This window comes from Bradyrhizobium sp. AZCC 1721 (assembly GCF_036924715.1).
GTDB lineage: Bacteria > Pseudomonadota > Alphaproteobacteria > Rhizobiales > Xanthobacteraceae > Bradyrhizobium.
Genome location: NZ_JAZHSB010000001.1, coordinates 4,846,001 through 4,872,464, shown reverse-complemented (window position 1 = coordinate 4,872,464; position 26,464 = coordinate 4,846,001). Strand labels below are relative to the sequence as shown.

The 26,464-nt window shown below is 61.1% G+C and carries 28 protein-coding genes and 1 pseudogene; 21 read left to right on the top strand and 8 right to left on the bottom strand.

Annotation, left to right across the window (positions count from 1 at the left end; genetic code table 11):
- The first annotated feature begins 1 nt into the window (after window position 1).
- The 7 genes and pseudogenes from darG to V1273_RS23590 all read left to right on the top strand — a co-directional run bounded on the left by darG (window position 2) and on the right by V1273_RS23590 (window position 5,366).
- Window positions 2–1,090, top strand: a complete 1,089-nt coding sequence (gene darG / locus V1273_RS23620; RefSeq protein ID WP_442894106.1) for a type II toxin-antitoxin system antitoxin DNA ADP-ribosyl glycohydrolase DarG — start codon at window positions 2–4, stop codon at window positions 1,088–1,090.
- Window positions 1,091–1,108: 18 nt separating this feature from the next.
- Window positions 1,109–1,657, top strand: coding sequence for a type VI toxin-antitoxin system SocA family antitoxin (socA, locus tag V1273_RS23615; RefSeq protein ID WP_334411009.1), 549 nt, complete (start codon window positions 1,109–1,111; stop codon window positions 1,655–1,657).
- On the top strand, window positions 1,635–2,351 hold the full coding sequence (socB, locus tag V1273_RS23610) for a type VI toxin-antitoxin system SocB family DNA replication inhibitor toxin (protein ID WP_334411008.1): 717 nt from the start codon (window positions 1,635–1,637) through the stop codon (window positions 2,349–2,351). Before socA ends, socB begins: the two co-directional genes overlap by 23 nt.
- A 49-nt stretch (window positions 2,352–2,400) precedes the next feature.
- Window positions 2,401–2,925, top strand: coding sequence for a hypothetical protein (locus V1273_RS23605; RefSeq protein ID WP_334411007.1), 525 nt, complete (start codon window positions 2,401–2,403; stop codon window positions 2,923–2,925).
- A gap of 28 nt (window positions 2,926–2,953) precedes the next feature.
- Window positions 2,954–3,271: pseudogene (locus V1273_RS23600) on the top strand (DHHA1 domain-containing protein); the annotation flags it as partial.
- Window positions 3,272–4,093: 822 nt separating this feature from the next.
- Window positions 4,094–4,417: a septal ring lytic transglycosylase RlpA family protein gene (locus tag V1273_RS23595; RefSeq protein WP_334363650.1), complete on the top strand. Its 324-nt coding sequence runs from the start codon at window positions 4,094–4,096 to the stop codon at window positions 4,415–4,417.
- Window positions 4,418–4,691: 274 nt separating this feature from the next.
- Complete coding sequence (locus V1273_RS23590) at window positions 4,692–5,366, top strand: DUF2270 domain-containing protein (protein ID WP_334363649.1); 675 nt, start codon at window positions 4,692–4,694, stop codon at window positions 5,364–5,366.
- A gap of 150 nt (window positions 5,367–5,516) precedes the next feature.
- Here the strand turns inward: V1273_RS23590 and V1273_RS23585 are convergent, their stop codons facing one another.
- Entirely contained in the window at window positions 5,517–6,023 is a 507-nt protein-coding gene (locus V1273_RS23585; protein ID WP_334363648.1) for a DUF3455 domain-containing protein, read from the bottom strand.
- A gap of 49 nt (window positions 6,024–6,072) precedes the next feature.
- Entirely contained in the window at window positions 6,073–7,287 is a 1,215-nt protein-coding gene (locus V1273_RS23580; protein WP_334363647.1) for an NADP-dependent isocitrate dehydrogenase, read from the bottom strand.
- A 406-nt stretch (window positions 7,288–7,693) separates the two neighbouring features.
- Here V1273_RS23580 and V1273_RS23575 point away from each other — a divergent pair, with 406 nt between their 5' ends.
- The 3 genes from V1273_RS23575 to V1273_RS23565 all read left to right on the top strand — a co-directional run bounded on the left by V1273_RS23575 (window position 7,694) and on the right by V1273_RS23565 (window position 10,603).
- Window positions 7,694–8,905, top strand: coding sequence for a TrmJ/YjtD family RNA methyltransferase (locus tag V1273_RS23575; RefSeq protein WP_334411006.1), 1,212 nt, complete (start codon window positions 7,694–7,696; stop codon window positions 8,903–8,905).
- A gap of 212 nt (window positions 8,906–9,117) precedes the next feature.
- Window positions 9,118–9,750, top strand: a complete 633-nt coding sequence (locus V1273_RS23570; protein WP_334411004.1) for a DUF1326 domain-containing protein — start codon at window positions 9,118–9,120, stop codon at window positions 9,748–9,750.
- A 49-nt stretch (window positions 9,751–9,799) separates the two neighbouring features.
- Window positions 9,800–10,603: a DUF2182 domain-containing protein gene (locus tag V1273_RS23565; protein ID WP_334411003.1), complete on the top strand. Its 804-nt coding sequence runs from the start codon at window positions 9,800–9,802 to the stop codon at window positions 10,601–10,603.
- Window positions 10,604–10,862: 259 nt separating this feature from the next.
- Here the strand turns inward: V1273_RS23565 and V1273_RS23560 are convergent, their stop codons facing one another.
- Together V1273_RS23560 and V1273_RS23555 are read right to left on the bottom strand one after the other, a co-directional pair.
- Entirely contained in the window at window positions 10,863–11,267 is a 405-nt protein-coding gene (locus V1273_RS23560) for a DUF1330 domain-containing protein (protein WP_334411002.1), read from the bottom strand.
- A gap of 301 nt (window positions 11,268–11,568) precedes the next feature.
- Window positions 11,569–12,228, bottom strand: coding sequence for a TetR/AcrR family transcriptional regulator (locus tag V1273_RS23555; protein ID WP_334411001.1), 660 nt, complete (start codon window positions 12,226–12,228; stop codon window positions 11,569–11,571).
- 227 nt (window positions 12,229–12,455) lie between these two features.
- Between V1273_RS23555 and V1273_RS23550 the strand changes: the two genes are divergently transcribed.
- From V1273_RS23550 to V1273_RS23535, 4 genes are all read left to right on the top strand, one after another.
- A complete protein-coding gene (locus V1273_RS23550) occupies window positions 12,456–12,998 on the top strand; it encodes an OsmC family protein (protein WP_065728603.1) in 543 nt (180 codons plus the stop codon).
- A 39-nt stretch (window positions 12,999–13,037) separates the two neighbouring features.
- Window positions 13,038–14,162 carry an acyl-CoA dehydrogenase family protein gene (locus V1273_RS23545; protein WP_334411000.1) on the top strand — a complete coding sequence of 375 codons (1,125 nt, stop codon included), beginning with the start codon at window positions 13,038–13,040 and terminating at the stop codon, window positions 14,160–14,162.
- Window positions 14,163–14,212: 50 nt separating this feature from the next.
- The gene (locus V1273_RS23540; protein WP_334410999.1) at window positions 14,213–15,091 is read left to right on the top strand and encodes a sulfurtransferase; all 879 of its coding nucleotides are present in this window, start codon (window positions 14,213–14,215) and stop codon (window positions 15,089–15,091) included.
- 141 nt (window positions 15,092–15,232) lie between these two features.
- Entirely contained in the window at window positions 15,233–15,844 is a 612-nt protein-coding gene (locus V1273_RS23535) for a hypothetical protein (protein ID WP_334410998.1), read from the top strand.
- Window positions 15,845–15,965: 121 nt separating this feature from the next.
- Here V1273_RS23535 and V1273_RS23530 read toward each other — a convergent pair whose 3' ends face one another.
- Window positions 15,966–16,427: a globin family protein gene (locus V1273_RS23530; protein ID WP_334410997.1), complete on the bottom strand. Its 462-nt coding sequence runs from the start codon at window positions 16,425–16,427 to the stop codon at window positions 15,966–15,968.
- A gap of 350 nt (window positions 16,428–16,777) precedes the next feature.
- Window positions 16,778–18,700: a sigma 54-interacting transcriptional regulator gene (locus tag V1273_RS23525; protein ID WP_334410996.1), complete on the bottom strand. Its 1,923-nt coding sequence runs from the start codon at window positions 18,698–18,700 to the stop codon at window positions 16,778–16,780.
- Window positions 18,701–18,867: 167 nt separating this feature from the next.
- On the opposite strand from V1273_RS23525, the gene V1273_RS23520 reads away from it, so the two are divergent.
- The 4 genes from V1273_RS23520 (at window position 18,868) to cynS (ending at window position 22,746) form a co-directional block, all read left to right on the top strand.
- Entirely contained in the window at window positions 18,868–20,250 is a 1,383-nt protein-coding gene (locus tag V1273_RS23520) for a CmpA/NrtA family ABC transporter substrate-binding protein (protein ID WP_334363634.1), read from the top strand.
- 166 nt (window positions 20,251–20,416) lie between these two features.
- On the top strand, window positions 20,417–21,256 hold the full coding sequence (gene ntrB / locus V1273_RS23515; RefSeq protein ID WP_334410995.1) for a nitrate ABC transporter permease: 840 nt from the start codon (window positions 20,417–20,419) through the stop codon (window positions 21,254–21,256).
- A gap of 5 nt (window positions 21,257–21,261) precedes the next feature.
- The gene (locus V1273_RS23510) at window positions 21,262–22,188 is read left to right on the top strand and encodes an ABC transporter ATP-binding protein (RefSeq protein WP_334410994.1); all 927 of its coding nucleotides are present in this window, start codon (window positions 21,262–21,264) and stop codon (window positions 22,186–22,188) included.
- A 69-nt stretch (window positions 22,189–22,257) separates the two neighbouring features.
- The gene (gene cynS / locus V1273_RS23505) at window positions 22,258–22,746 is read left to right on the top strand and encodes a cyanase (RefSeq protein ID WP_213285820.1); all 489 of its coding nucleotides are present in this window, start codon (window positions 22,258–22,260) and stop codon (window positions 22,744–22,746) included.
- A gap of 144 nt (window positions 22,747–22,890) precedes the next feature.
- Here the strand turns inward: cynS and V1273_RS23500 are convergent, their stop codons facing one another.
- Window positions 22,891–23,703, bottom strand: coding sequence for an isocitrate lyase/PEP mutase family protein (locus tag V1273_RS23500; RefSeq protein ID WP_334410992.1), 813 nt, complete (start codon window positions 23,701–23,703; stop codon window positions 22,891–22,893).
- Between the two features lie 118 nt (window positions 23,704–23,821).
- Here V1273_RS23500 and V1273_RS23495 point away from each other — a divergent pair, with 118 nt between their 5' ends.
- A complete protein-coding gene (locus tag V1273_RS23495) occupies window positions 23,822–24,742 on the top strand; it encodes a LysR family transcriptional regulator (RefSeq protein ID WP_334410991.1) in 921 nt (306 codons plus the stop codon).
- Between the two features lie 41 nt (window positions 24,743–24,783).
- Here V1273_RS23495 and V1273_RS23490 read toward each other — a convergent pair whose 3' ends face one another.
- The gene (locus V1273_RS23490) at window positions 24,784–25,107 is read right to left on the bottom strand and encodes a DUF1476 domain-containing protein (protein ID WP_334363628.1); all 324 of its coding nucleotides are present in this window, start codon (window positions 25,105–25,107) and stop codon (window positions 24,784–24,786) included.
- 318 nt (window positions 25,108–25,425) lie between these two features.
- Here V1273_RS23490 and purC point away from each other — a divergent pair, with 318 nt between their 5' ends.
- A complete protein-coding gene (purC, locus tag V1273_RS23485; protein ID WP_008974302.1) occupies window positions 25,426–26,193 on the top strand; it encodes a phosphoribosylaminoimidazolesuccinocarboxamide synthase in 768 nt (255 codons plus the stop codon).
- A gap of 21 nt (window positions 26,194–26,214) precedes the next feature.
- Window positions 26,215–26,457: a phosphoribosylformylglycinamidine synthase subunit PurS gene (gene purS / locus V1273_RS23480; RefSeq protein ID WP_334363627.1), complete on the top strand. Its 243-nt coding sequence runs from the start codon at window positions 26,215–26,217 to the stop codon at window positions 26,455–26,457.
- Window positions 26,458–26,464 lie beyond the last annotated feature (7 nt).

Sequence of the window (26,464 nt, the reverse complement as noted above, 5' to 3'; positions counted from 1 at the left end):
GATGATCCGTTTTACGCAAGGAAACCTGTTGGAGTCCGAGGTGGAAGCTCTCGTCAACACCGTCAATACGGTGGGGGTGATGGGCAAAGGGGTGGCTTTGATGTTCAAGGAAGCCTATCCCGAGAATTTCAAAGCTTATGAAGACGCTTGTCGTTTGAAGGAAGTTCAACTTGGCAAGATGTTCGTAACTGAGCGTCGGCAAATGTTCGGCCCCAAGTGGATAATCAATTTCCCAACGAAAGCTCACTGGCGATTTCCGTCACAAATGGATTGGATTGTTCAGGGGTTGGATGACTTGAAACGGGTCATAGCAGAGAAGCATATCAAATCCATCGCATTACCTCCGCTAGGAGCGGGCAATGGTGGCCTTAATTGGAAGGATGTGAGACGTGAAATCGAGGCCTCTCTAGGAGAGATGCCTGATGTGGATGTCATCGTTTATGAGCCTACCGCAAAATATCAGAATGTTGCCAAGAGAACAGGTGTACAATCGCTGACTCCGACACGCGCTCTCATTGCGGAGCTAGTGCGACGATATTCCATTCTCGGTTTCGACTGCACGCTGCTCGAAATCCAGAAGCTCGGATACTTTCTTGAGCGTTACGTTGAAAAGCTTGGTCTAGAGAACCGTATGGACTTTCAGTTCACGGCGAACAAATTCGGACCATACTCCGAGAAGCTGAAGCACCTCCTAAACGGCCTGGACGGAAGTTGCCTGCATTGCGACAAGCGATTGGGAGACGCAGGCCCGTTTGATGTCATTCACTTCGACGACTCCAAGCGTGATAAGGTTGCTGCGTATCTTACGTCGCCGGAGACTAAAGAGTATCGGCCAGCGCTAGAAAAGACGTCGAGTTTGATTGACGGATTTGAGTCTCCTTTGGGAATGGAGCTTCTTTCTACCGTCGACTGGCTTTTGGACAAGGATGCGGTTGAACCCGATGTAGCATCCATCCGCGAGCGGCTGGCGAGTTGGCCCGGCGGAAAGACGGCGGGTCAACGTAAGCTGAAGCTGTTCGAGGATCGCACTATCGAGATCGCACTATCGACACTGGCAGAATCAGGCTTGGTGCCTGCTAAACCCAACTAAAGCCCGAAGTCGACGCTTATGGGTGAAGTGTATGACGCGCGCGGTATAGCGAACCTGATGCTCGATGAAAGCGAGCGCATGGAACGTCGCATGACTAATCTTGCGCTCCAGAAGCTACTGTACTTTGCACATGCAATCTTCCTGATCGAACAGAAGCGACCACTCGTTTCCGGATACTTCGAAGCCTGGGAGTACGGACCCGTGCATCCAACCGCGTACCAAGCGTTCAAGGTCGCGGGCGCTGAGCCGATCAACTTCCGTGCGGCGCGGTTGAATGTCGTGAAGGGGACGCGAGAAGCCATTACGCCGCCTTCCGATCCCGACATCATTCGGCACATAAGCCGAATCGTGCAGTCTTACGGGCGAATGACCCCCGGCAGACTAGTGGATATCTCCCACGCCAAGGGCGCGCCGTGGCACTTTGTGGTGGACAAAGGGAGAACGTCTCTGGCATTTGGGATGCGTATTCCCGACGATGTGATTCGGGAGCGGTTTAAGCATCATAAGGTTTCTATTGGGAGCCATCCCTCCGCCGGAGAGCCTAGTGAAGATACGCCCTTTGCCTGAGATCGACCTTGCCCGAATTGCTCCGCTTCCAAAAGACGAGAAGAGGCGCGCACTCGATCAAATGCGGCTGGGGCATCCTCCATATTCCTATAGCCCAGTCAGAGCGACAATCTCAGACGTCCTGAATGTCCAATCTGACCTCATTGGCCCGATGCCACGCGCGCCTTGGGAAAAGATTCAGGCCACTATTCGGAAGCGATCTGATAGCGACGCGGAAGAGCGGGCTAATCTGCGTGTCGCGGAGGGGCTATTCGATTTCGTCAGCGAGAAAGCGATTATCGGACGTCGCCATGATATTTTCCCGCTCCAACTGGGAATCGGCACGAAAGTCGTCTTTTGGCAGCCTGTCATTTTGACCGTTGGCGAGCGAGCCATCATCCCATTCTTGGACCCTCGCCGCGCGAAACGACTGACTGCGCAGGGGCGTAGGTTCGTTTTCTCAATGATGCACGAACGCATTCGAGCAGCCGATCCTGACTTTGCCGATGTCGCGCTGGCAATTGTGCAGTTCGCGCTTTCGGAGAAGGGGCCGAGAGTGCCCGTCGTTTCTTTGGATCAAGGAGTAGAGCTTTTCACGTTCGACGAGTTAGACCACATGGTCTCCGAAACTTACGAAATGTGGAGAGAAGTCTGCGAAGAGCGTGCGGCAGACGCGCGTCGTCGCGGGGCAGGTGGCGGGGGGCTTTTCTCTTAATTGCCGATTTTATAGCAGCACGCCTATGGGTAGTAGGTTCAATTCGCCCATGTCGGCAAAAGGCATGATGCGCGGCCTTTGGAGCCTGGTTGTGTGTTGCACACTGGGCGGATTAAGCGAAGCAACACTCGCGAAAGAACGCCGCGTTGACTCTGCGAGATGCAAAGAAATTGCCGCGCGCATCGTTGAACGCACAAATGCGCGGTTCGATCATTTTTCTCCTTCTGGCACTGGCGTGTTCTTCGACCGGCCTCGATTTGTATTGAGTTGCACCAGCTACCGTCTCACGGGAGTTTCTCTCACGTGGGATAATGCCTTTCCCCCAAACTCTTGGTTTGAGATTTTAGCGCGAGGAGGAGAAGCGGTAACAGGTTCACCGGCCAACACGCTCGAAACAGCATCACGCAAATGCTATAAATCCGCGCTGAGGAGCAAAGATGGGGCAGAGGAACTCGATATTCCAAATGTGGCCAAGATAGAATGTTCAGCGTTCACGCAAAACGGAGGGGGCGTGGTCATCCATATTTGGGTAAATGATCACGAAGCCCGAAAAGGAATCGAGGACCCGTCGTGAATCGAGAAGGCGGTCAAACGCGTTGAAGCAGCTCTTGGCCCGCGCGGTCGAGGGCGTCGAGACCAAGGATCTGAAGAGCCTGGTCGACGACGGCAAGAAGCAGATCGGCTCCGGCGTCGTCGCGATCGTCGGCGTCACCGAGGACGGCAAAGCCGGCATCGTCGTTGGCGTCACCGCCGATCTCACCGCGCGATTCAATGCGGTCGAACTGGTGCGCAAGGGCTCGGAAGCGCTCGGCGGCAAGGGCGGCGGCGGCCGGCCCGACATGGCGCAGGCCGGCGGGCCCGATGGCGCCAAGGCTAATGCGGCGCTCTCGGCGATCGAGCAGGCGATGGCGGGAGCTTAGGGGCAAGCCGAGGCGTGCAATCATAGGCGCCTTGGCCGCGATCGCCAACGCAGTCGCTGCGATGCAATGGCTGATGATGGATCAACTTGCTGAGCAGGCGCCAGCCATCCCGCCTACAAGCGGAACAGCAGAATGGGCTAACGCCATCTGCATTTGTCACGCTGCAGCCTAATTCCTGGTGATGCTGCAGGAATCCACGTTGATCGAACCCTCGATGGTGCCGGGACCTTGCGGGCATCGTTGGTAGCGGCATTCCGGTAGCCAACCCGATCGCTGGACTTACGCGACAGCCGACTTTGGGCGTTCGAGCGAGAGGTGCCAGCATGACCTGGTGGATGATAAGGCCATCTCTATTTGCGTCGATCGTCCTCGGCGCGTCGGTCTGCACAGCGTCAGCGCAGGATGCCAAGGTTTCAGTCGACATGATCGGAGCAGGGAGCATGAGTTGCGCTCACTGGCGGTCTACGGAAGAGCATCTGTTGGAGGGGACGGTCTGGATTCACGGTTTCTGGACGGGACTCAATTACGTTGCTGCGGCGAGTGGCCAAACACAGCCGAGAATCAGTGTGTCTTCGATCGTTGCCGAAGTCGAAAAGGCATGCGCTCGCAAAACATCACAGACCTTAGCCAGCGCCGTCTGGACGACGTATCTCGGGGCCAAGCGGTAGGGCGCCGATTGTCCGGGCGCATCACGCGCTTAGACGATCCTGTTACCGCAACGATGCTGTGCCGCTTTCGTCATTCTGACGCGCTTGCTGGAACTCAGAGGCCCGCGAAAAGTTGGCAGTTGGCCCATTGAGCTTCGGTCCTGGAAGGCTGACGATGATCCGCCCGGTATGCGCCGCCTTGGCGCTTAGCTGTCTGTCTGCGCCTGTATTTGCCGAAACCTGCATTGCTTCGCGCTATGGCTACGGCGGCGGCCGAACCGCATCGGGAGAGCGGATGAATCCAAATGCGATGACCGCAGCGCATCGCGCCAGACCATTCGGCTCTAACGTCACAGTCACCTCACATTCCACCGGACGAAGCGTCACCGTCCGGATAAATGACCGTGGTCCGTTCGTGAAGGGACGATGCATAGACCTGTCCACCGGGGCCGCGCGTGTACTTGGCATGGCCGGGACTACGATAGTTTCTCTCCGCTGAGGTAGACGAGCACGGGTGGGAAGTTGCGCCGTGAGCAGCGCCCTGTCGGGTTGCGCGATGTCGTCGTCATTGTAGTCACGCACGCAACCCAATGCGGACGCTAGGCCGCGATACTGCGGTGCACCGTTCTATTGCTCGACCTGTTGCTGGCAATTCGGCCTCGGGGCGAGCATAGTTGCGACGTCACAATTCCGGATAGGTTCATCGGCGTTGATGATGTGGACGCTCCCGGTCAACGCCGGTGATCCGCGGTTCGGACAACCGGAGTCCCGCCATGTCTGTTACGGCTTCCAGCGAAACACAGCGCCAACACAGCTTCAATTCTGCCGAAATGGGCGCCATCGCTCATCTCTACCGGGGCGAAGTCTACCGTTCGACAATCTGGAGAACGCGGCTCGACAACACGACCAACTGGGCGATTGTCACAATGGGTATCGCCCTGTCGACGACCTTTTCGAGCCCGGAAGCTTCACCCCTGCCGCTCCTGCTCGTAGGCCTGCTCATTGCCGTGTTTCTCGGCATGGAGGCGCGACGTTATCGCTACTTCAATGTCTGGCGCGCCCGAGCTCGATGGATGGAGACGAATTTCTACGCGCCGATATTCACCGGTGAAGCCCGCGACGATAGCTGGCAGGTGATACTCGGCCACGACTACACCGCGCCCCGCCACCACATTTCATTTGTCCGCGCGGCGGGGCGGCGGCTGCGTCGCAACTACGTCTGGATTCTCGCCGTCCAGGTGATTGCCTATTACGGCAAGATCGCAATCCATCCGGCGCCCGCGTCAACCCTCGCGGAATTTGTCGATCGCGCCGCAGTCGGCCCAATTCCCGGCTGGGTCGTTCTGATAATTGGCCTTGTCTACAATTTCGGCTGGCTGGCGTTCGCGCTCGGCACGATGTGGCTCGACCAACGCGAGCACCGCGGCGACAAGGTGGCGATGGGCTAGCAGGCAATGGCCGCGGGCTTGGTCGTGCCCCGTCATCGCGAGGAGCGCTAGCGACGAAGCAATCCATGTCTCCGCTTGTGGCGAAATGGATTGCTTCGCTTCGCTCGCAATGACGTGGAAAGGTCTACGCGGGCTACGGCGGAGAATCGTTCAGCCTTTCCGCAGAAACACGTAGTCCGCGGAGTAGGGCACGTTGCGATAGCTGCCGGCCTTGTCGCAGGCGCCTTCGAGCTTGCCGCCCGAGGTGTTGATCCGCTGCACCGTGGTGACGCCGGAGAGAATGCCGGTGCCGCGGCCGGACGTCACTTCCAGCTTCAGCCAGGGAATATCGTCCGGCGTCGCGCCGGGGGCGTTGCCCGCGGCCTTGCCGACGACGGCGCTGGAATCGATGTGCTCCCAGTTCGGACCGGCGTAGTGCCGGCCGACGGTCTTGCCGTCGAGCAGCAGCGTCGCGATCGGCTCTCGGAATGCCCAGGCGAGCTTGCCGTCGGCGGCGGCCTTGCATTCGTAGACCTGCGCGCCCTCGGCGTGGAGGGTGAGCACGGTTTTTTCTCCCGACGCCGCGACGGCGTCGGGAAGAGGTGTCTGGGCATGCACGCTCAAAAGCGTCGCCGATGACAAAAGCAGAGCGAGAGCGGTGTTTCGGACAATCGGCATCGCAAATCCATGGTGTTGGCCCCGAAGGACCAACACCATCGTCAGCCGATTATGCCGCCATCGCCTTCTCGAGATTCGCAGCAACCTTGTCGAGGAAACCGGTCGTGGACAGCCAGCGCTGGTCGGCGCCGACCAGCAGCGCGAGGTCCTTGGTCATGTAGCCTTCCTCGACGGTCGCAACGCAGACCTTTTCCAGCGTGTCGGCGAATTTTGCGAGCTGCGGGTTGTTGTCGAGCTTGGCGCGGTGGGCGAGGCCACGGGTCCAGGCGAAGATAGACGCGATCGAATTGGTCGAGGTCTCCTTGCCCTTCTGATGTTCGCGGTAGTGCCGGGTCACCGTGCCGTGCGCGGCTTCGGCTTCCACCGTCTTGCCGTCGGGCGTCAGCAGCACCGAGGTCATCAGGCCGAGCGAGCCGTAGCCCTGCGCGACCGTATCCGACTGCACGTCGCCATCGTAGTTCTTGCAGGCCCAGACGTAGCCGCCGGACCATTTCAGCGCGGAGGCGACCATGTCGTCGATCAGGCGGTGTTCGTAGGTGAGGCGCTTGGCCTCGAATTCCTTCTTGAACTCGCGGTCGTAGATGTCCTGGAAGATGTCCTTGAAGCGGCCGTCATAGACCTTGAGAATCGTGTTCTTGGTCGAGAGGTAGACCGGGTAGCCGCGCAGCAGGCCGTAGTTGAAGGAGGCGCGGGCGAAATCGATGATGGAATCGTCGAGATTGTACATTTCCATCGCGACGCCGGCGCCCGGGGTCTTGAACACTTCCTTCTCGATGACGGTGCCGTCCTCGCCGACGAATTTCATCGACAGCGTGCCCTTGCCCGGGAACTTGATGTCGGTGGCGCGGTACTGGTCGCCATAGGCGTGGCGGCCGATGATGATCGGCTTGGTCCAGCCGGGAACCAGGCGCGGCACGTTCTTGCAGATGATCGGCTCGCGGAAGATCACGCCGCCCAGGATGTTGCGGATGGTGCCGTTCGGCGACTTCCACATCTCCTTCAGGCCGAATTCCTTCACCCGGGCTTCATCAGGGGTGATGGTGGCGCATTTGACGCCGACGCCGACCTTCTTGATGGCGTTGGCGGCGTCGATCGTGACCTGGTCGTTGGTCTGGTCGCGGTACTCCATTCCGAGGTCAAAATAGAGCAGTTCGACATCGAGGAACGGGGTGATCAGCTTGTCCTTGATGTACTGCCAGATGATCCGGGTCATCTCGTCGCCATCGAGTTCGACGACGGGGTTGGTCACCTTGATTTTTGCCATGATGGAGGGGGCCTTTTCTCGGAAAACCGCGCATTTGGGGCGGGGTGGGTGATTATAGGCGGGGCTATAGCACCGCAAATCGGCCGGCGAAAGCTGGTGCGGCCCCGACTTTTAGCCCATCTTTCAGGCGCGGAATGCATGGGCTATCGGGTGTCCTGGATGCGGTGCGGCCTAGGCGATGCGTAGCATCGTCCGGTAGCGCTGCGCCGACGTTCCGGATGAGGCCCAATTGAGGCTTTGAGCGAGCTAGCGGAAACGCTACTAACCCGATCTCTGGCTGGGGAATTCCGGCCGCCTTTCTAAAACGGGCAAGCATGAGAGTTTGAACCGTGCGCGCGTCGCGCGCCGATTCAAACCTTCAGAAGTTGAATCAGCTTAGGAAGTTGAATCAGAAAGTGAAGTCAAAATGTCCGGTTCGGGCACCGATAAAACCAAGTCTGGGTTGGACTTAGCCGGACCCATTGTGATCCTCGTCGAGCCGCAGCTCGGCGAGAATATCGGCATGGCCGCGCGGGCGATGGGCAATTTTGCGCTGTCGCGCCTGCGGATCGTCAATCCGCGCGACGGCTGGCCGAACATCGCGGCGCAACGGGCGGCGGCCGGCGCGGACCAGATTTTGGAACAGGCGCAGTTGTTCGACACGGTGGAGCAGGCGGTTGCCGATCTCACACTGCTGTTCGCGACCACCGCCCGCGCGCATGACCAGGCCAAGCCGGTGGTCGCGCCGGCGCAAGCGGCGGCTGAGATCGTGGCTCATGTCGGAAGTGGCGGTGGGGCCGGCATCCTGTTCGGCCGCGAGCGGTATGGCCTGCAGAACGAGGAGGTGGCGCTCGCCAACCGGATCATCACCTTTCCGGTCAATCCCGGCTTCGCCTCGCTCAATCTGGCGCAGGCGGTGCTGCTGATCGGCTACGAGTGGTTCAAGCTGTCGACCGGCGGCACCCTGCCGTTCGCGATGCCGGAACGCTCCGAGCCGGCCTCGCAGCACCAGATGCAGGCCTTCTTCGACAATCTGGTTCGGGAACTCGACAAGGTCGAATTCCTTCGCCCGCGCGAGAAGCGCGAAACCATGCTGGTCAACCTGCGCAATATTTTCACCCGGATGGACCCGACCAAGCAGGACATGCACACCCTGCACGGCGTGGTGATGGCAATCGCCGAGGGACGCAAGGGACCGGCCAAGGGTGGCGTGCTGGACGGTGAACAGGCGACAAGGCTGCGGGCGCTGTTGGCCGAGCATGGGCAGGGGCCGGCGGTGCCTGGCGACAGCTCTACCGTGCGCGGCCTGGCACGGCTGCTTCGGCGCAACCCGACCGATGCCGAGCGGATCTTATGGCAGGCCTTGACCCGCGACCGCCGCTTCGCCGGCCAGTTCAAGCGCCAGACCCCGGTCGGGCGCCACATTCCGGACTTCGTTTCCTTCGTGCATCGCCTGGCGATCGAACTGGTCAACCCGAACGAGACGGAAACAATTGTCGCCGACCGCGCCGGGCGGAAGGCGTGGCTGGAGGCACGGGATTACCGCGTGATCGAGATGCGGGTTGCCGATGTCGAGCGGGATCTGGCGACCGAGCTGGAGCGGCTGGAAAAAATGGTAGGGTGGGCAAAGGCGCGCTAGCGCCGTGCCCACCATCCGTCCCGCACCGTTGTCCTGAATGGTGGGCACAGAGCCTGTCATCACTCCGCGAGCACCCTTGCCTCGTCGCTGGGCGCACATTCGCGCGACCCGGTGGCTTTGCCCGCCCGGTCACTGTCCCTTGCGGCACAAACGAGGTAAGCTCGCACTCAAGCGACTGCAGTCCAATCGACAACGCAAATCGGAGGTGTGCGATGGCTACATCTGACTGGCGTCTCGAAGGCGAATGGATCAAGAACTGCAATTGCGCGTTTGGCTGTCCGTGCGATTTCAACGCGCGGCCGACCCACGGCTATTGCAAGGGCCTGGTCGGCATGAGGATCACCAAGGGGCATTTCGAAAAGACGAAACTCGACGGCCTGGTTTTCGCGGCGACCGTTCATTTTCCGGGTGCGCTGCATGAGGGCAACGGCCAGCTACAGCCGATCATCGACGAGCGCGCCACACCCGAACAACGCGACGCGCTTTTCAAGATCATGTCGGGCCAGAACTCCGCCGAAGGCACGCTGTTCCAGATTCTCAGCCTGATCGTGACCAAAATGCATGAGCCGTTGTTTGTGCCGATCGAGTTTTCATTCGACAAGGATGGACGCGTCGCGCGCATGGTGGCCAAGGGCGTGCTTGAGACCGAGGTCGAGCCGATCAAGAATCCGGTGACCGGAGAACCCCACCGCATCCAGGTCGTAATGCCCGAGGGCTTCGAACACAAGGCTGCGGAGGTCGCCTCGTCCAACATCCGCTCGACCGGCGCCATCAGGTTCGACACCGAAGGCACACACAGCTCGCTGGCCAACGTGGTCCAGACGCCGGAAGGTGTCGCGGCCTAGCGCTGTAGGCACCTTTCGACGTGCCGTTTCCGTGGCGGAGGTTAAGTCCATGTCCGGGACCTCTGCGCTTGAACAGACCTTGCGCCACGATCGCCTGATCGTGGCTTTCGGCATGGCTGCCGTGGTTGCCTTCGCCTGGGGCTACCTGGTCGCCGGCGCCGGCATCGACATGAGCATGGCCGACATGCCGATGGACCCCGAGCCATGGTCGCCCTCGCAGGCCGCGCTGATGTTCGCGATGTGGTGGGTGATGATGATCGCGATGATGGTGCCGAGCGCCGCGCCGATGGTGCTGCTGTTTACGGCAATCAAGCGCAGGCAGGCGATCGAAAATCCCGTCTTCACGAGCTGGCTCTTTCTCGCCGGCTATCTCCTGATATGGGCCGCCTTTAGCCTCGCCGCGGTCGCGGTGCAGTGGGCACTCGACCAGGCCGGGCTGCTGTCCGGCATGATGGCGACCACCAGCAGCATGCTCGCCGGGATCATCCTGCTTGCCGCCGGGCTCTATCAGCTCACGCCGGTCAAGCGCGCGTGCCTGCGCTACTGCCAGAGCCCGGTGTTCTTCCTCAGCCGCTATTGGCAACCGGGCGCCATGGGCGCGTTGCGCATGGGCTTTCGGCACGGCAGCTACTGTGTCGGCTGCTGCTGGTTCCTGATGGCGCTGCTGTTCGTTGCCGGCGTGATGAACCTGGTGTGGATCGCGGCGGCGGCGATCTATGTCGCCTTCGAGAAACTGGTGGCCCGCAGCCCATGGCTCAGCCGCATCGCAGGTGTGGGCCTGATTGTGGCCGGCGGGGTGGTGCTGGCGCGCAGCCTGATCGTCACGGCGCCCGCGTCGCTCGTGTACTCATAAAACCAGGACGACCAATGGATTTGGCGATGTCGCTTTACCATCGGTAAGGGGACAGCCAAGATTGGCCTTCAGCAGTCTGCTTTGTGCCAACTACGGAACTCCTGCACAGCAGCAAAGATCCTCACTCGATCCAGCACCTCGGCGAGTTGCTGAATATGCAGTGGGGCATCAAGCCCCGCGTTTTGCGGTCCTGGGTTCTCCAATGACGAAGAGGCCGCCGATGCCTGGCGGCCCCTCGACTCCGGTGATGGGGCGTCCGCTATTGTGGCGTGCCCTCGATGGCGAAGGAGCGGAATTTCGCGTATTTGTCGCCGACCTCTCGTAGCTTCTTGTACTCTGGATCATTGCGCCAAGCTTGGAGTTTTTCCATGTTGTCCCAGACTTGGACGACGGCGCGCTTTGGTGTTTGGCCATCAAATCCAGTTATTTGTTTCGCGTTTGCGCCAGCGATTCCTCCAATGGCAAGAAATTTGCCGCCGTGTGACTTGATGAGGGCCTGCGCTTTCGGGGCATATTCCTTGCCATAGGCCTCCTGATCCATCACGTCGACTTCCGCGACGAAGTACACGGGCGGCTTCCCTTGCGCGTGCAGCCCCTGGACCGCCGCAGCACCGAGTGCAAGGCCGGCCACCATGGCCAACCCCATCTTGTATCTCGTATTCATGAGTGATCTCCGCGCTGTTTGATTGAGCCCTAAAAAAGCCTGGCTCACGCAGAAATATGCCGGCCGAACGGCACTATCGCTGCCCGTTTACCTGCGAAGAACTCGGCACCTCCCGCTTCAAGGCAGCTCGCCGAGAAGCCTAGACCACTTCATTGGCGGGTAAAAGGGAGAAGGGCCCGCTGCGGTGCGGGATTTCAATCTGGCCTAGGTCTGCTCAGGGTCAAAAGGCGCAATTCTGGCATGACCAACGCATATGTGCTTTAGCTCCAAGAGCGGACTATGATTAGCGCCCTAGCCTGCCTCAGACGGCGACAAGCTCCGCAGGGTTACCCGCGCGCTTCGGCTTCTTCACCTTCGACGGCCCAAACAGCGAGCCCGCCGCAAGCCCCGCGGTATCCGCGACGGCGGGATCGCGCGTGACCATGGCGGCGACGATGGCGCCGTCTATTAACAGCGCGAGTTGATGGGCCAGCACCTGCGGCTCAGACGCACCCATTTCACTTGCGAGCTTTTCGATGTGCGCCAGCACCACCTTTTTGTGGCGCAGCGCGATGTTGCGGAACTGTTTGGCTTCCTTGTCGTGCTCGGCGACCGCATTGATGAAGGGGCAGCCGTAGAAGCGCTCCTCGGCAAACCAGCGCTTCAGCGCCGGAAAAATCCGCTTCAGTTTCGCCTGCGCATCGCCGCCGCCATCCTCCATCGCGCCGATGAACCATTCACGCCAGGCCTTGCCTTCGCTTTCCAGCACGGCGTTGACGAGGTTGGTCTTCGAGCCGAACAATTTGTAGAGTGTGGTCTTGGCGGTGCCGGCCTCGTCGATGATCGCGTCGATGCCGGTGGCGTTGATGCCGTTCTTGCAGAACAGATGCGTCGCCGCATTGAGCAGGCGGCCGCGCGCGGATTCCTCGTCGCCTGCGGCCGACGCCGCGACAGCTTTCCGCTTGGAAACTGATTTGCCCATGCGCCGCAGTTAATCGGAGCTCGGCGCAATCATCAAGCCGCATCTTTGCGCCGAAAATAATCGCAAGCACGCGGCAATTGCTTCGCGCCTGTGCAGCACGGCGCTGACCAATTTCCGGGCAGGCACACTAAGCGACGAGAGACGTTCGGCTTTTGATTTCGGCCTGATCTGGCACGCTTCATGCAGGAAACAGAACGTTCGGTATCCAAACCCTAGGGAGAGAAATGATGACCGCGGTCGCTCAAAAAACGGTGCTCACGGGCTGCCTGGCCCCGATCGACAAAAACGGGCTCGAGCAGCTCATCGCCAACGGCAAGGCCAATCCGAAGGTCATCAAGACCTTGAAGTGCAAGACGGTGGCGGAGGGCAAGTTCCGTCACGCCAACTACATCCGCAACCTCGCGCCCTACATCGTCGACGAACCGCCGGGCTTGCTCGGCGACGACACCGCGCCGAATCCTTCCGAAGCCTCGCTCGCCGCGCTCGGCTCGTGCCTTGCGGTCGGCCTGCACGCCAACGCCGTGCATCGTGGCTGGATCGTCAACAAGCTCGAACTCGAGCTCGAAGGCGACCTCAATATCACGGCGGTGTGGGGCACCGGCGACGTCAGCGAAAAGCCGGTCGGCTTCACCGATGTGCGCGTCAAGGTCGACATGGAATGCGAGGGCATTCCGAAGAGCGAGATCGATGCGCTGGTCGCCCATGTCAAGAAATGGTCGCCGGTCGCCAACACCTTTACGCGGCCGGTCAATCTCGACGTCAGCGCATAAGCAGTCGCAACAAGCAAGCACTGGGGTGCGGAGGTTCTCATGGGTTCGGTGGCGGTATCGCGGCTCGCAGTTGCCGAAAATCTTCCCGCGGCATCGATCGTGGATCAGGTCGCGGCGATTGCGCGTAGAGAACTCGCACCCCAGGCCGCGGCCATCGACGAGGGCACCGTCTATCCGGATGCGTTGCTGCGGCGTCTCGGGCACGTCGGCGCGTGGGGCAGCCACCGGCCAGCGGATGGCATGGCGGACCTGCGCTGCGCCATTCAATCGATCGCGGTGCTCGGCGAGGTCTGCGGCGCCACCGCCTTCATGGCGTGGTGCCAGAACACGCTGGTCTGGTACGCCTCGAATTCAAACAATCCAGAACTCGTTGCCAAATTCGCCGGCAAGTTTGCCAGCGGCGAGATTCTTGGCGGCACCGGGCTCTCCAACCCGATGAAGAGCTTCTTCGGTATCGAGAAACTCAAACTCAGGGGACGCAAGGTCGAGGGCGGTTACGTCGTGCGCGGCGCGCTGCCCTGGGTGTCGAACCTCGGTCCCGATCATTTCTTCGGCACCATCTTCGAGCGCGAGGACGAGGGCGGCGGCATCGTGATGTTCCTTGCCGATTGCTCCGATCCCGCGATCACGCTGCAGCCATGCAAACCATTTCTCGCGATGGAAGGCACCGGCACCTATGCGGTACAGTTTCGGGATGTCTTCGTGCCGGATGAACTGATCCTTGCCGAACCGGCGGGACCGTTCGTGAAGAAAATCCGTGCCGGTTTCATCCTGCTGCAGGCCGGCATGGCGCTCGGCCTGATCAAGGATTGCATCCAGATCATGGACGAGGTCGACGCGCCCTTGAGCCATATCAACCGCTATTTGCCGCAACAGCCTACTCAATTCCGCGAACTCCATGCCGAGTTCGAGAAGGAGACGATGGCGCTGGCGCGCGACCCCTACAATTCCGACGATAGCTACTGGCGCCGCGTCATTGCGCTGCGGCTGCGCGCCGGCGACGCCAGCGTCGCGGCTGCGCATGCCGCGATGCTCCATTGCGGCGCGCGCGGCTATTTGAAGAGCCACCGCGCCCAGCGGCGGCTGCGCGAAGCCTATTTCGTCGCCATCGTCACGCCCGCCACCAAGCAGTTGCGCAAGATGCTGGCCGGCGACGAGCACTAAGGGATTTCCGATCGATTCCAACCGCAACCACGAAACAGGAGAGGCCTGCCATGACGGACGTTCTGATTACTGCCGGCGAACTCGCGGAATTCCTCAAGCAAGAGCCGTGTGTCGTCATCGACACCCGCAATCCGGAAGGCTACGGCGCGGGGCATCTCCCGAACGCCGTCAACGTCCATGAAATCTTCACCTATCTCGCGACCTCGACGCCGGAAGGTATTCACGAACTGAAGACGAAATTCGCCGATGCGTTCGGCGCCGCCGGGCTTTCGGGCAAGGAGACCGCGGTCATCTACGAGCAGTCGATGAATTCCGGCTTCGGGCAGTCCTGCCGCGGCTACTATCTGCTGACCATGCTCGGCTATCCCAAGGTCAAGGTGCTGCATGGCGGCTTTGATGCCTGGGCAGCGGCGGGCCTGCCTGTCACGACGGAGGTGCCGTCGCCGGTGAAGGCGTCGTTCTCGGTTCTGCCTGAAGCGGGCGACGTCCTGATCGATGCCAAGACCATGCTGGCCGCCGTCGACAAGCCCGGTATCGCCTTGCTCGATGTGCGCGACATCGACGAATGGATCGGCGAAAGCTCTTCTCCGTATGGGAAGGATTTCTGCCCGCGCAAGGGACGCATCCCCGGCGCGGTCTGGCTCGAATGGTACCGCATGATGAAGCCGACCGCGGAAGGACCGCGCTTCAAGTCCAAGAACGAGATTTTGGCGGAATGCGCCACCGTCGGCATCACGCAGAATACGCCGGTCTATCTCTACTGCTTCAAGGGCGCGCGCGCCTCGAACACGTTCCTCGCCTTGAAGAACGCCGGCGTGAAGGATGTGCGGATGTATTTCGGCTCCTGGAACGAGTGGTCGCGCGATCCGTCGCTGCCGATCGAGGAAGGGCTGCCGACGGAGGCCAAGCTCACCACCAAGGCGGCGTGAGGACGGTATTCGACGTTGCAGTCTGAGTCTACGAATCGGACTGCAACATCGCGGCCTGCGACCTGATGGAACCGCCACCGCGCCGCTCTGGCGTTCCCGATATCCGCTGCATATAATCGCGGCGCAGTCGGGTGGTCGCGGATGTCGATGTTTTCACGCAAATTCGGTCTCGTATTGGTCGCAGCGACGCTGTGCCTTGGGGCGCGCGCCGCTCACGCCCAGGCCTCGCCGGTGAATTACTGGATCCCGGGCTGGCCGATGGGTTTCAGCGGGGAGGCGGGCGAAAGTCCGAACGCTTACGGCAATTTTCCGAGCTTCGACTTTCGCGACGTCGGAAACGGCTCGTCCTACGCGCGGTACAATTTTTCGAACGGCTTTTTTGTCGGCAGCCAGCGCAGCAGCATGGGCCTCAGCGGTCTCAGCCAGAGTGCGTTCGGCGGTTTCGGCTCGCTCTATAGCGAAGGCGTGCAGTTCGGCTACAGCTTGAAGAACAGCGGCTTGCCCGTCACCTTCTATGCCGGGTTCGACACGCTGAAATACAATACCGGCATCGGCGGCCCGTTCGCGCCATTCGACTCCAAGTCGGGCACGCTGCCGATCTCCAGCGTGAATGCCGGCGTCGAATTCCAGGCGACGTCGAATCTCAGCCTGTCGCTCGGCGTCGGCTACGTCCAGCAGTCGGGCCGGATCGACAGCGAGTTCAACTCGCTGCCCGGCGCTTCGTCGTTCGCCGTCGGCGGCCGCCGCTACTAGGCATGTACTCGTAATTAAGTCAGGTCCGCTTTACTCTCGGAAGGCGATTATCAAGCCAACATTGATTGTCAAACCAACGTTGATGCATACCGCCTTTGGGCCAAGAGGCGACATGCCAGATTCAGATTGCCTGTGCGGTCGCGTTCTCTCGCGATGCGGCTGCCGCATCACGCATGACGCCGGACACGGTGCTATATGCCACCACCCAGGCCGACTTCGCCGCTGGCGTCCAAGCCTCTTTCAAACCCTGCTCTAGGGTCCATAGCAAGGCTGCACTAACCGTGTCGTAATGCCGATCCTCTACGCCATACCGAATATGGTTTCGCCCGAGGATCTCTAGCGTCGGTACCAACGACGGCAAGTCATCGACACTGTTGATCACGGCACTCAATGCCTGGACCAGCTTCCGGCGCTGCTCTTTCATATCTGCATCCTTGAACAATCGCTGCAGCGATGGATCGAGCGTGAACAGTCTCTCATAGAACAAACCAGCCGCGATATCGCTGATCGGAACCACCTTTGCCCAGGTCGACTTGAGAAGTTCTTTGGTTTCAGGAGACATGTCTTTGGTTTCAGAAGGCATGGCAGCACTTTCCTATCCGTTTGAATAATCTGGTCGGAACACTGCAAATATGTGCTGGGCTAACGCGCAAGGTTCGATACCGGCACAATGATTTGTTGAGATCAGTACGTTCTCATATTGCGAACGGCCCCAAAGGAGCAGAGGGTCGCAGCAGCGGTCAGACTGACCAGCGCCGGCCTGCTGCGTATTCCTGGTCGTAACGGCGTTGAAATTCTTGTGACGGTGCTTCGGTTACCTCGCGTAAAATTGGACGCGAATGTCTGCCTAGGGTCACAAGCCGCCGATCACCGTCAAGCCGGGTGCCTTCCGCTTGTCGTGGGAAGCCCGTGGTTTATGAGTACACGCCCTAATCAGCCAGCCAAGCCGCGCCCGTTTGCAATTCCCAGCGCCTTGATACGCGAGGCCAGCGTGGTGGGCTTGATGTCGAGCATCTCGGCCGCGCCACCGGGGCCGAACACTTTTCCGGAGCAGGCTTCAAGTGCCGCGAGGATGTTGGCGCGTTCGTGGGCGCGCATTTCCGATGAGGTCATCACCACAGGACGGGTGTCGGCTTTCTCGCGCGCCGCGCCGGAGGAGGGCGATGTGCCCGATACATCGGGCAGGTCGATGCGCAGCCGACCGTTCTGGGCGAGGATCGCCGCGCGCTCGATCACGTTCTGCAGTTCGCGGACATTGCCGGGCCAGTCGTAGCGCGCAAGCCGGCGGGCATCGCCTTCCGACAGGCGCAGGTCGGATTTCAGCGCCTTGCTCTCGCGCGTCAAAAAATGCTGCGCCAGCAGCGGAATGTCCTCGCGCCGCTCGCGCAGCGGCACCGATTCCACCGGGAATACGTTGAGGCGGAAATAGAGGTCCTCGCGAAAGCGGCCGCGCTGCACGTCCTGCTTGAGGTCGCGGTTGGTGGCGGCGATCACGCGCACGTCGACCGCGCGGGTGCGCTCCTCGCCGACGCGTTCGAAATTGCCCTCCTGCAGCACGCGCAAGAGCTTGCCCTGCAGCTCCAGCGGGATTTCGCCGACCTCGTCGAGAAACAGCGTGCCGCCGTCGGCGAGCTCGAACCGTCCGATGCGGTCGCGCATCGCGCCGGTGAAGGCGCCTCTGATATGGCCGAAGAACTCGCTCTCAAAAAGTTCGCGCGGGATCGCCGCGCAGTTGACGCGGATCAGCGGCCGGTCGCGGCGGCTACTCGCTTCATGAATGGCGCGCGCGATCAGTTCCTTGCCGGTGCCGGACTCGCCGGTGATCATGACGGCGGCGGTGGTCGGCGCCACCAGCTTGACCTGGCGCAGCGTCTTCTGGATCGCCTCGCTCTGGCCGATGATGCCGCGCGGGTTGGTCTCGATGCGGATTTCTTCCTGGAGGTAAGCGTTTTCCAGCTCCAGCCGCTCGCGCAGGCGATCGACTTCGGCAAGCGCCGCATGCAGCTTCTCGTCGGCCTCGCGGCGCTGGCTGACGTCGCGAAACACGATGACGGCGCCGACCACGACGCCGCGGTCGCGGATCGGCGTCGAGGTATATTCGACCCAGACCGGCGTGCCATCCTTGCGCCAGAACACCTCGCCCTCAACCTGGTGCACGGCACCGTCGCGAAACGCCGCGTAAATCGGGCAGTCGTGATCGGGATAGTGCCGCCCGTCATGATGGGTGTGATGAACGATCGGGTGGATTTCCTTGCCGACCAGTTCTTCCGCAGCCCAGCCCAGCATGCGCTCGGCGGCCGGATTGACGAAGGTGGTCTTTCCTTCCGCGTTCACGCCGTAAATGCCTTCGCCGGCGGCGCGCAGGATCAATTGGTTTTCGCGCTCGATATCCTGGAACACCCGTTCGACCCGCTGCCAGGTCGCGATCCCGCCGCGCATGTGGTCTTCGGCCGCCGCGTCGACATAGCGTCGGCGGCGGGCGTCGAGATCGCTCATGGTGAGCAGTACCAGCGAGCGGCCTTCGCCCGGCACCAGTGAGCCGGCATATTCCAGGCGCAGGCTTTGCCCCGTCGCGTGGCGCGGGGTGAGCGCGTTGCTCCAGTACGCGCCCTTGTCGAGCACGGCCTGCGTGAACACGATCAGCGCCGGCAATTGTCCGGCATGCAGCGTGCTGGCCTTGGTCTGGCGCAGCAAGGCGCGGTCATAGCCGAGCAGGGTGCAGGCCGCCGGATTGGCGTCGAGGATCTGGTCGGCATGGGGATCGAGCAGTAGCGCGGGCTCGATCGCGAACTCGAACGCGGCGGTGCGCAGTTCGACGTCCTGCGGCGGGGCGGTTGAGCCGAGGGCCAGATCCATCCAGTCGATACTCCGAAATCTCGTAATTCAACTACGACATTTCGTGTATCACGAATTTTCGTAATCGCCAATGTCAGCAGAATCCCTGTGATCTCAGAGCCATCGCCGCAGAACGGGGCTGGCATGTGCCTTGCTTAATTAGGGTGCAACGTCGCGCAGGAGGGCTGATGTCTACCTTCGACAATCCATTCGATCCCAACCGCCGTCTTCATGCCGGTGGCTGTAGCTGCGGTCAGCATGTCAGCGAAGCCGAGCACCAGGCCGCCCAATTGCAGGTCCAGTCCGCCATCGAGAGCGAGCAGAAACGCTACGAAGGCGTGGTCGCATCCGCCGTGATGCGCGCGATCTTCCCGCAGGACGTCGCGCGCCGCGCGTTTTTGAAGTCGGTGGGCGCGGCAACCGCAGCGGCGGCATTATCGCAGTTCTTCCCGCTCAAGACGGCGACGGAAGCGTTCGCGCAAGGCGGGCCGCTGGAAAAGAAAGACCTTAAGGTCGGCTTCATCCCGATCACCTGCGCCACGCCGATCATCATGGCCGCGCCGATGGGGTTCTATGCCAAGAACGGCCTGAACGTCGAAGTGATCAAGACCGCCGGCTGGGCGGTCATTCGCGACAAGACCATCAACAAGGAATACGACGCCGCCCACATGCTGTCGCCGATGCCGCTCGCCATCACCATGGGCGCCGGCTCTAATCCAATTCCCTACACCATGCCGGCCGTGGAAAACATCAACGGCCAGGCGATCACGCTGTCGATCAAGCACAAGGACAAGCGCAATCCGAAGGACTGGAAGGGCTTCAAGTTCGCCGTACCCTTCGACTATTCGATGCACAATTACCTGCTGCGCTATTACCTCGCCGAGCACGGCATCGATCCCGATACCGACGTGCAGATCCGCGCGGTGCCGCCGCCGGAAATGGTCGCCAATCTGCGGGCAGACAACATCGACGGCTTTCTCGGGCCCGACCCGATGAACCAGCGCGCGGTGTTTGACGGCGCCGGCTTCATCCACATCCTGACCAAGGATATCTGGGAAGGCCACCCGTGCTGCGCCTTCGCCGCGTCGAAGGAATTCGTCACCACGATGCCGAATACCTATGGCGCGCTGCTCAAATCGATCATTGAAGCCACTGCGTACGCGCACAAGGCGGAGAACCGCAAGGAAATCGCGGCGGCAATCGCGCCGGCGAACTATCTTAACCAGCCGCCGATCGTGCTGGAGCAGATTTTGACCGGCACCTTCGCCGACGGGCTCGGCAACATCGTCCAGCAGCCGAACCGCGTCGATTTCGATCCGTTCCCGTGGCAGTCGTTCGCGGTCTGGATCATGACCCAGATGAAGCGCTGGGGGCAGATCAAGGGCGACATCGACTATGCCGGTATCGCCGCGCAGGTCTATCTCGCCACCGACGCAGCCAAGCTGATGAAGGAAGCAGGACTGACGCCGCCCGCCGCCACCACCAAGAGCTTTTCGGTGATGGGCAAGACGTTCGATCCTGCGAAGCCCGAGGACTATCTCGCCAGCTTCAAGATCAGGAAGGCGTCGTGATGAAGGGGCCGCAACCACATTTGCCGCTGTCGTCCCGGCGAACGCCGGGACCCATACTCCGCGGCGTTAGTAATGAAGGAAGGTTTCCGACATCGTGCCTAAAAGAGTCGGCGCAGCGTATGGGTCCCGGCGTTCGCCGGGACGACATGCTGAGGGACTATCCCCAATGACCTCATCCCTTCGTTTCCGTGCCGCCGTCGTCTCGATCGTGCTGTTCGCGGCGTTCCTCGGCATCTGGCATCTCGCCACGCGGCCGACGGCTGCGACCACCACCATGTCGCCCGAATACGCCAAGCTGATGGGGCTGACGGCGACCCAGGGCAAATCGGCGATGCCGGGTCCATCAGATGTCGGCGCGAAATTGTGGGAGCACCTCAGGCAGCCATTCTACGATAACGGGCCGAACGACAAGGGGCTCGGCATCCAGCTCGGCTATTCCATCGCGCGCGTCGGCCTCGGCTATCTGCTCGCGGTGATCGTCGCCATTCCGCTTGGATTCCTGATCGGGATGTCGCCGTTGATCAGTAGGGCGATCGACCCGTTCATCCAAATTCTGAAGCCGATTTCGCCGCTGGCCTGGATGCCGCTTGCGCTCTACACCATCAAGGATTCCTCGATCTCGGCGATCTTCGTCATCTTCATCTGCTCGGTGTGGCCGATGCTCTTGAACACCGCGTTCGGCGTCGCCGCGGTACGCAAGGAATGGATCAACGTCGCGCGCACGCTGGAAGTCGGCACCGTCAGGCGTGCCTTCACGGTGATCCTGCCCGCGGCGGCACCGACGATTCTGACGGGCATGCGGATTTCGATCGGCATCGCCTGGCTCGTGATTGTCGCGGCCGAGATGCTGGTGGGCGGGACCGGCATCGGCTACTTCGTCTGGAACGAGTGGAACAATCTCTCGATCACCAACGTCATCATCGCCATCCTCATGATCGGCATCGTCGGCATGCTGCTCGACCAGATCCTGGCGCGGTTTACGCGCATGGTCACTTTCCCGGAGTGATGGCGATGACCGACAAATTCATTTCCATCGAGGGCATCGCGCGGCGTTATCCGGGCGCGGGTGGCGGTGAGACCACGATTTTCGAGGATCTCTGGCTGTCGATGAAGCGCGGCGAATTCGGCTGCGTGATCGGCCATTCCGGCTGCGGCAAGACCACGGTCTTGAACATCCTCGCCGGCCTCGACGAGCCGAGCGGGGGCGCGGTTATCGTCGACGGGCAGGCGATCGAGGGGACGAGCCTCGATCGCGCCGTGATCTTCCAGAGCCATGCGCTGCTGCCATGGCGCACAGTGCTCGGCAACGTCGCCTATGCCGTGACCTCGAAGTGGCGCAACTGGGACCGCGCAAAGGTGAAGGCGCATGCGCAGAAGTTCATCGATCTGGTCGGGCTGACCGGCTCCGAGCAAAAGCGGCCGTCGGAACTGTCGGGCGGCATGAAGCAGCGCGTCGGCATTGCGCGGGCGCTCTCGATCACGCCGAAGATCATGCTGATGGACGAACCGTTCTCGGCGCTGGATGCGCTGACGCGGGGTACGCTGCAGGACGAGGTGCGGCGCATTTGCCTCGAGACCGGGCAGACCGCGTTCATGATTACCCATGATGTCGACGAGGCGATCTATCTCGCCGACAAGATTTTTCTGATGACCAATGGTCCGGGCGCCGTGTTGGCCGAGATCGTGGAAAATCCGCTGCCGAAGGATCGCGGCCGCATCGATCTGCACCGCCATCCGCTCTATTACGCGGTGCGCAATCACATCGTCGATTTCCTGGTCAGCCGCAGCAAGACGTTTGCCGCCACCGTGACCGATCATGATCCGCGCAACGTGCCGGTCGTGCGGCCGGGCAAGCCGGAACTCATCGTGACGTCGGCAGGCGAGGATTCAATTGAGGCGTCATGGCCGAGCGTGGCCCGGCCATCCACGTCTGCTTAAGGCAATGCGAAACAAGACGTGGATGCCCAGGACAAGCCCGGGCATGACGAGTACATAAGGAGATAGGGCATGAAGCGCGAAGACCTCACAGAGAAGCTGCTCGACATCAAGCGCGAAAAGGGCTGGAGTTGGAAGCACATCTGCGAAAAGATCGGCGGCTATTCGGAAGTGCTGATCGTCGGCGCCATCATGGGCCAGATGAAGCTGACGAAACCGCAAGCCGCCAATGCCGGCGAATTGTTCGGGCTGTCGAAAGCGGAAACTGCGATGCTCAACGAGGTGCCGATGCGCGGCACCGGCACGCCGATGCCGCCGACCGATCCCTTGATCTACCGCTTCTACGAAATGGTGATGGTCAACGGACCGGCCTGGAAAGCGCTGATCGAAGAGGAATTCGGCGACGGCATCATGTCGGCGATCGATTTCGACATGGCATTGGAGCGCGTCGCCAACCCCAAGGGCGACCGGGTCAAGATCACGATGTCCGGCAAATTCCTGCCGTATAAATATTACGGCGCGAGTGGGAATGTGCCGGAGTATGGATTTAAGGAGGAGTGACGTCTGCCTCCACCGTCATTGCGAGCCACCCGGTCGGCGCAAAGCGCCGCCGGATGACAGGCTCCGCGAAGCAATCCATCTCGCGGCATAACGGAAAGATGGATTGCTTCGTCGCTTCGCTCCTCGCAATGACGGGAGAGACCGTCAGACAAACGCCGCCCGCACCTCCTTGATCGGCGCCATGTCGCGCACAAACGTGAAGGCGCCACGCTCCTTCATCTCACGCGCGCACTTCAAGAATGCCGCCAGTGCGTAGCGTTCCATCGCGCCGCCGACGCTGATGCGCTTGACGCCTGCCTCGGCGAGTTGCGGAACGGTCAGCGTCGGATCGGCAAATCCCATCACCAGGTTGAACGGCTTGCTGATCGAGGACACCACAGTGCGAATGGTGCCGATGTCGTAGAGCCCAGGTGAATATAGGACATCCGCGCCAGCCGCCTCGAACGCCTGCAGACGCTTGATGGTGTCGTCGAGATCCTTGCGACCGTGCAGGAAATTCTCCGCCCGCGCGGTCAGCGTGAACGGGAAGGGCAGTGCGCGCGCCGCCTCGACCGCGGCCTGCACGCGCTCGACCGCGAACGAAAAGTCGTAGATCGGGTTCTGCGGATCGCCGGCCGAATCTTCGATCGAGCCGCCGACGGCGCCGGCTTCGGCCGCGCGCGCGATCGCCTTCGCCGCGGTCTTCGGATCGTCCGCGCCGCAGTTTTCAAGGTCGGCGTTGACGGGAAGGTCGGTGGCTTCCGCGATCGCTCGGCAATTCTCGAGGATGGCGTCTAAGCTCACGGTCGCGCTGCCGAGCGTGTTGGCAAGCCCCAGGCTCGTGGTCGCAAGCGCCTCAAACCCCATCGCGGCGAGAAGCTTGGCGGTGCCGGCGTCCCAGGGATTGGGAATGATGAAGGCGCCCGGGCGCGCATGCAGCGCGCGAAACGCCTCGGCTTTTTCCGTCTGACTTCGCATCGGCAATCTCCGCCTCGTTTGTTGGCCGGTCTGGTTGACGACGAAACTAGCGGGCTATCTACCATCAGCCAAATTTGTTATTTCTCTACGCATCATCAGCTTTTTGCATGGATGAAGCATGGACAGCGATGCGCTTCTCACCTTCTTGACCATCCATCGCCGCGGCGGCATTTCGAATGCCGCAAAAGCGCTGCACCGCTCGCAGCCGGCGATTTCGCGGCGCATTGCGCTGCTGGAGCAGGAACTCGGCGTGCCGCTGTTCGAGCGGATCGCGGGGCGCACGACGCTGAGTGACGCCGGAAAAGTGCTGGTGCCTCATGCCGAGCGCGCGGTGGCTGCGGCCCAGGATGCGGAGAATGCGGTGCGCGCACTGGCGCGGCCGGATTTAGGACCGGTCGCGCTCGCCGTCGTCGGCACGCTTGCGGGCGGGCGGCTGTCGGCGGTTCTCAGGCGCTTCGCGGCCGAGCGTCCCGAGGTCGAATTGAGCCTGCGTACCGCGACCAGCGTGGAGGTCAGCGACATGGTCCGCCGCGGCGAGGTGACCATCGGCCTGCGTTATGATCGCGATCGCTCGCGCGACCTCGACTGCGAATTGCTGTTCTCCGAGCGGCTGCAGGTGGTATGCGCGCTGGATCATCCGCGCGCCGGCCGCCGGATCGCAAAGCTCGCCGATCTGCGCGGCGAGCGCTGGATCGCATTTCCGGTCGTACCGGGACGGCGCGAGATCACGGCCGCGCATGTCTTTGCGCTGTTCCAGACCCACGGCCTCGGCGAAATCGACTGGACGCCAGTCGACAGCCTGACTGCGCAGAAGCGGCTGGTCGAAGCGGGGCTCGGCATCGCGCTATTATCGGAGAGCAACGCTGCCGAAGAGCTGCGGCACAAGACGATCTCAACCATCGGCGTGCGCGATCTCAAGGCGAGCCACGACGTCGTCACGGTAACGCGCCGCGGTGGATTTCTGAGCGCGGCGGCGCGGCGGTTGCTGGAGATCGTGCGTGCAGAATACAGAAAGGCACGAATGGCGAGTGGCGAATAGTATTTTCCTATTCGCCATTCGCCACTTCCTATTCGCTGCGCTTAGTTCCCTGCCTTCACCTGGGCGGCGGCAACCGCAATCAGTTCGTCCATCTTGACGCGAACTTCCTGCGCGGTGACGGCGACGCCCTTGGCGGTAAGATCCTTCACCACCTTGTCCTGGACGTCCTTGTCGCCGGCTTGCTCGAAATCGGCCGCGACCACTTCCTTGGAATAGGCGGTGGCGGCATCGCCCGACAGCCCGAGCTTCTCCGCTGCCCAAAGACCGAGCAGCTTGTTCCGGCGCACCTCGGCCTTGAACTTCTGCTCCTCATCGAGGGCGAATTTCTTCTCAAAACCTTCCTCGCGCTTGTCGAAAGTGGTCATTCTTCGGTTCCAATCCCCGCAAACGGTAAATAAGGCCGCGTTGTCGCCGCCCGATGGACTACCTAGATAGAGGGGGCGAATCGGTAAAACAACAGTCCGTTAAGCCGCAGGCAATCGGGATAAGTTGGGCCCAATCGGGCCGGGTCGATTGTGCTGGATGGGCCAATCGGTTAGGTTGCCATCAGGCGAGGTTCTTGTTCTGTTTCCGGTCGCTTAAGTTCAGGACCTGGCCTTCACGGCAGCTCCGTCGTGGTCGCAAACCCTTGTCATCCGGAGCACACCAATTTCATGGATTTCAACAAAACACGGTACATCCCAATGAGCCGTCGACGCCGTATTTATGAAGGCAAGGCCAAGGTCCTGTATGAAGGTCCGGAGCCGGGAACCCTGATCCAGCACTTCAAGGATGATGCGACCGCGTTCAATGCCAAGAAACACCAGGTGATCGAGGGCAAGGGCGTCCTCAACAACCGGATTTCGGAGTACCTGTTTCAGCACCTCAACGACATTGGGGTGCCGACCCATTTCATCCGCCGCCTCAACATGCGCGAGCAGTTGATTCGCGAGGTCGAGATCGTGCCGCTGGAGGTGGTGGTGCGGAACGTCGCCGCCGGTTCGCTGTCGCAGCGCCTCGGTATCGAGGAGGGCACCCAACTGCCGCGCTCGATCATCGAATTTTACTACAAGAATGACCAGCTCAACGACCCCATGGTGTCGGAAGAGCACATCACGGCGTTCGGCTGGGCGACGCCGCAGGAAATCGACGACATCATGGCGCTCGCCATCCGCGTCAACGACTTCCTCACCGGTCTCTTCCTGGGCATCGGCATCCGTCTGGTCGATTTCAAGATGGAATGCGGCCGGCTGTTTGAGAACGAAATGATGCGGATCATCGTCGCCGACGAAATCTCGCCCGACTCATGCCGGCTGTGGGATATCAAGTCGAACGAGAAGCTCGACAAGGACCGTTTCCGCCGCGATCTCGGCGGCTTGCTTGAAGCCTATACCGAGGTGGCGAAACGCCTGGGCATTCTGATGGAGAACGAGCGCCCGGCCGGTTCGGGTCCGGTGCTGGTGAAGAGCTAAAGAAGAACTGAGGCAAATCTCGTGAAGGCACGCGTTACCGTTACGTTGAAGTCCGGCATCCTCGATCCGCAGGGCAAGGCTATCGAAGGCGCGCTGAAATCGCTCGGCGTCGATGGCGTCGCCAGCGTCCGCCAGGGCAAGGTGTTCGACATCGAACTATCAGGCTCGGACAAGACCAAGGCAGAGGCGGCATTGAAGGATGCCGCTGACAAGCTGTTGGCGAATACGGTGATTGAGAACTACCGGGTCGAGCTTTTGGGATGAGGGTGTG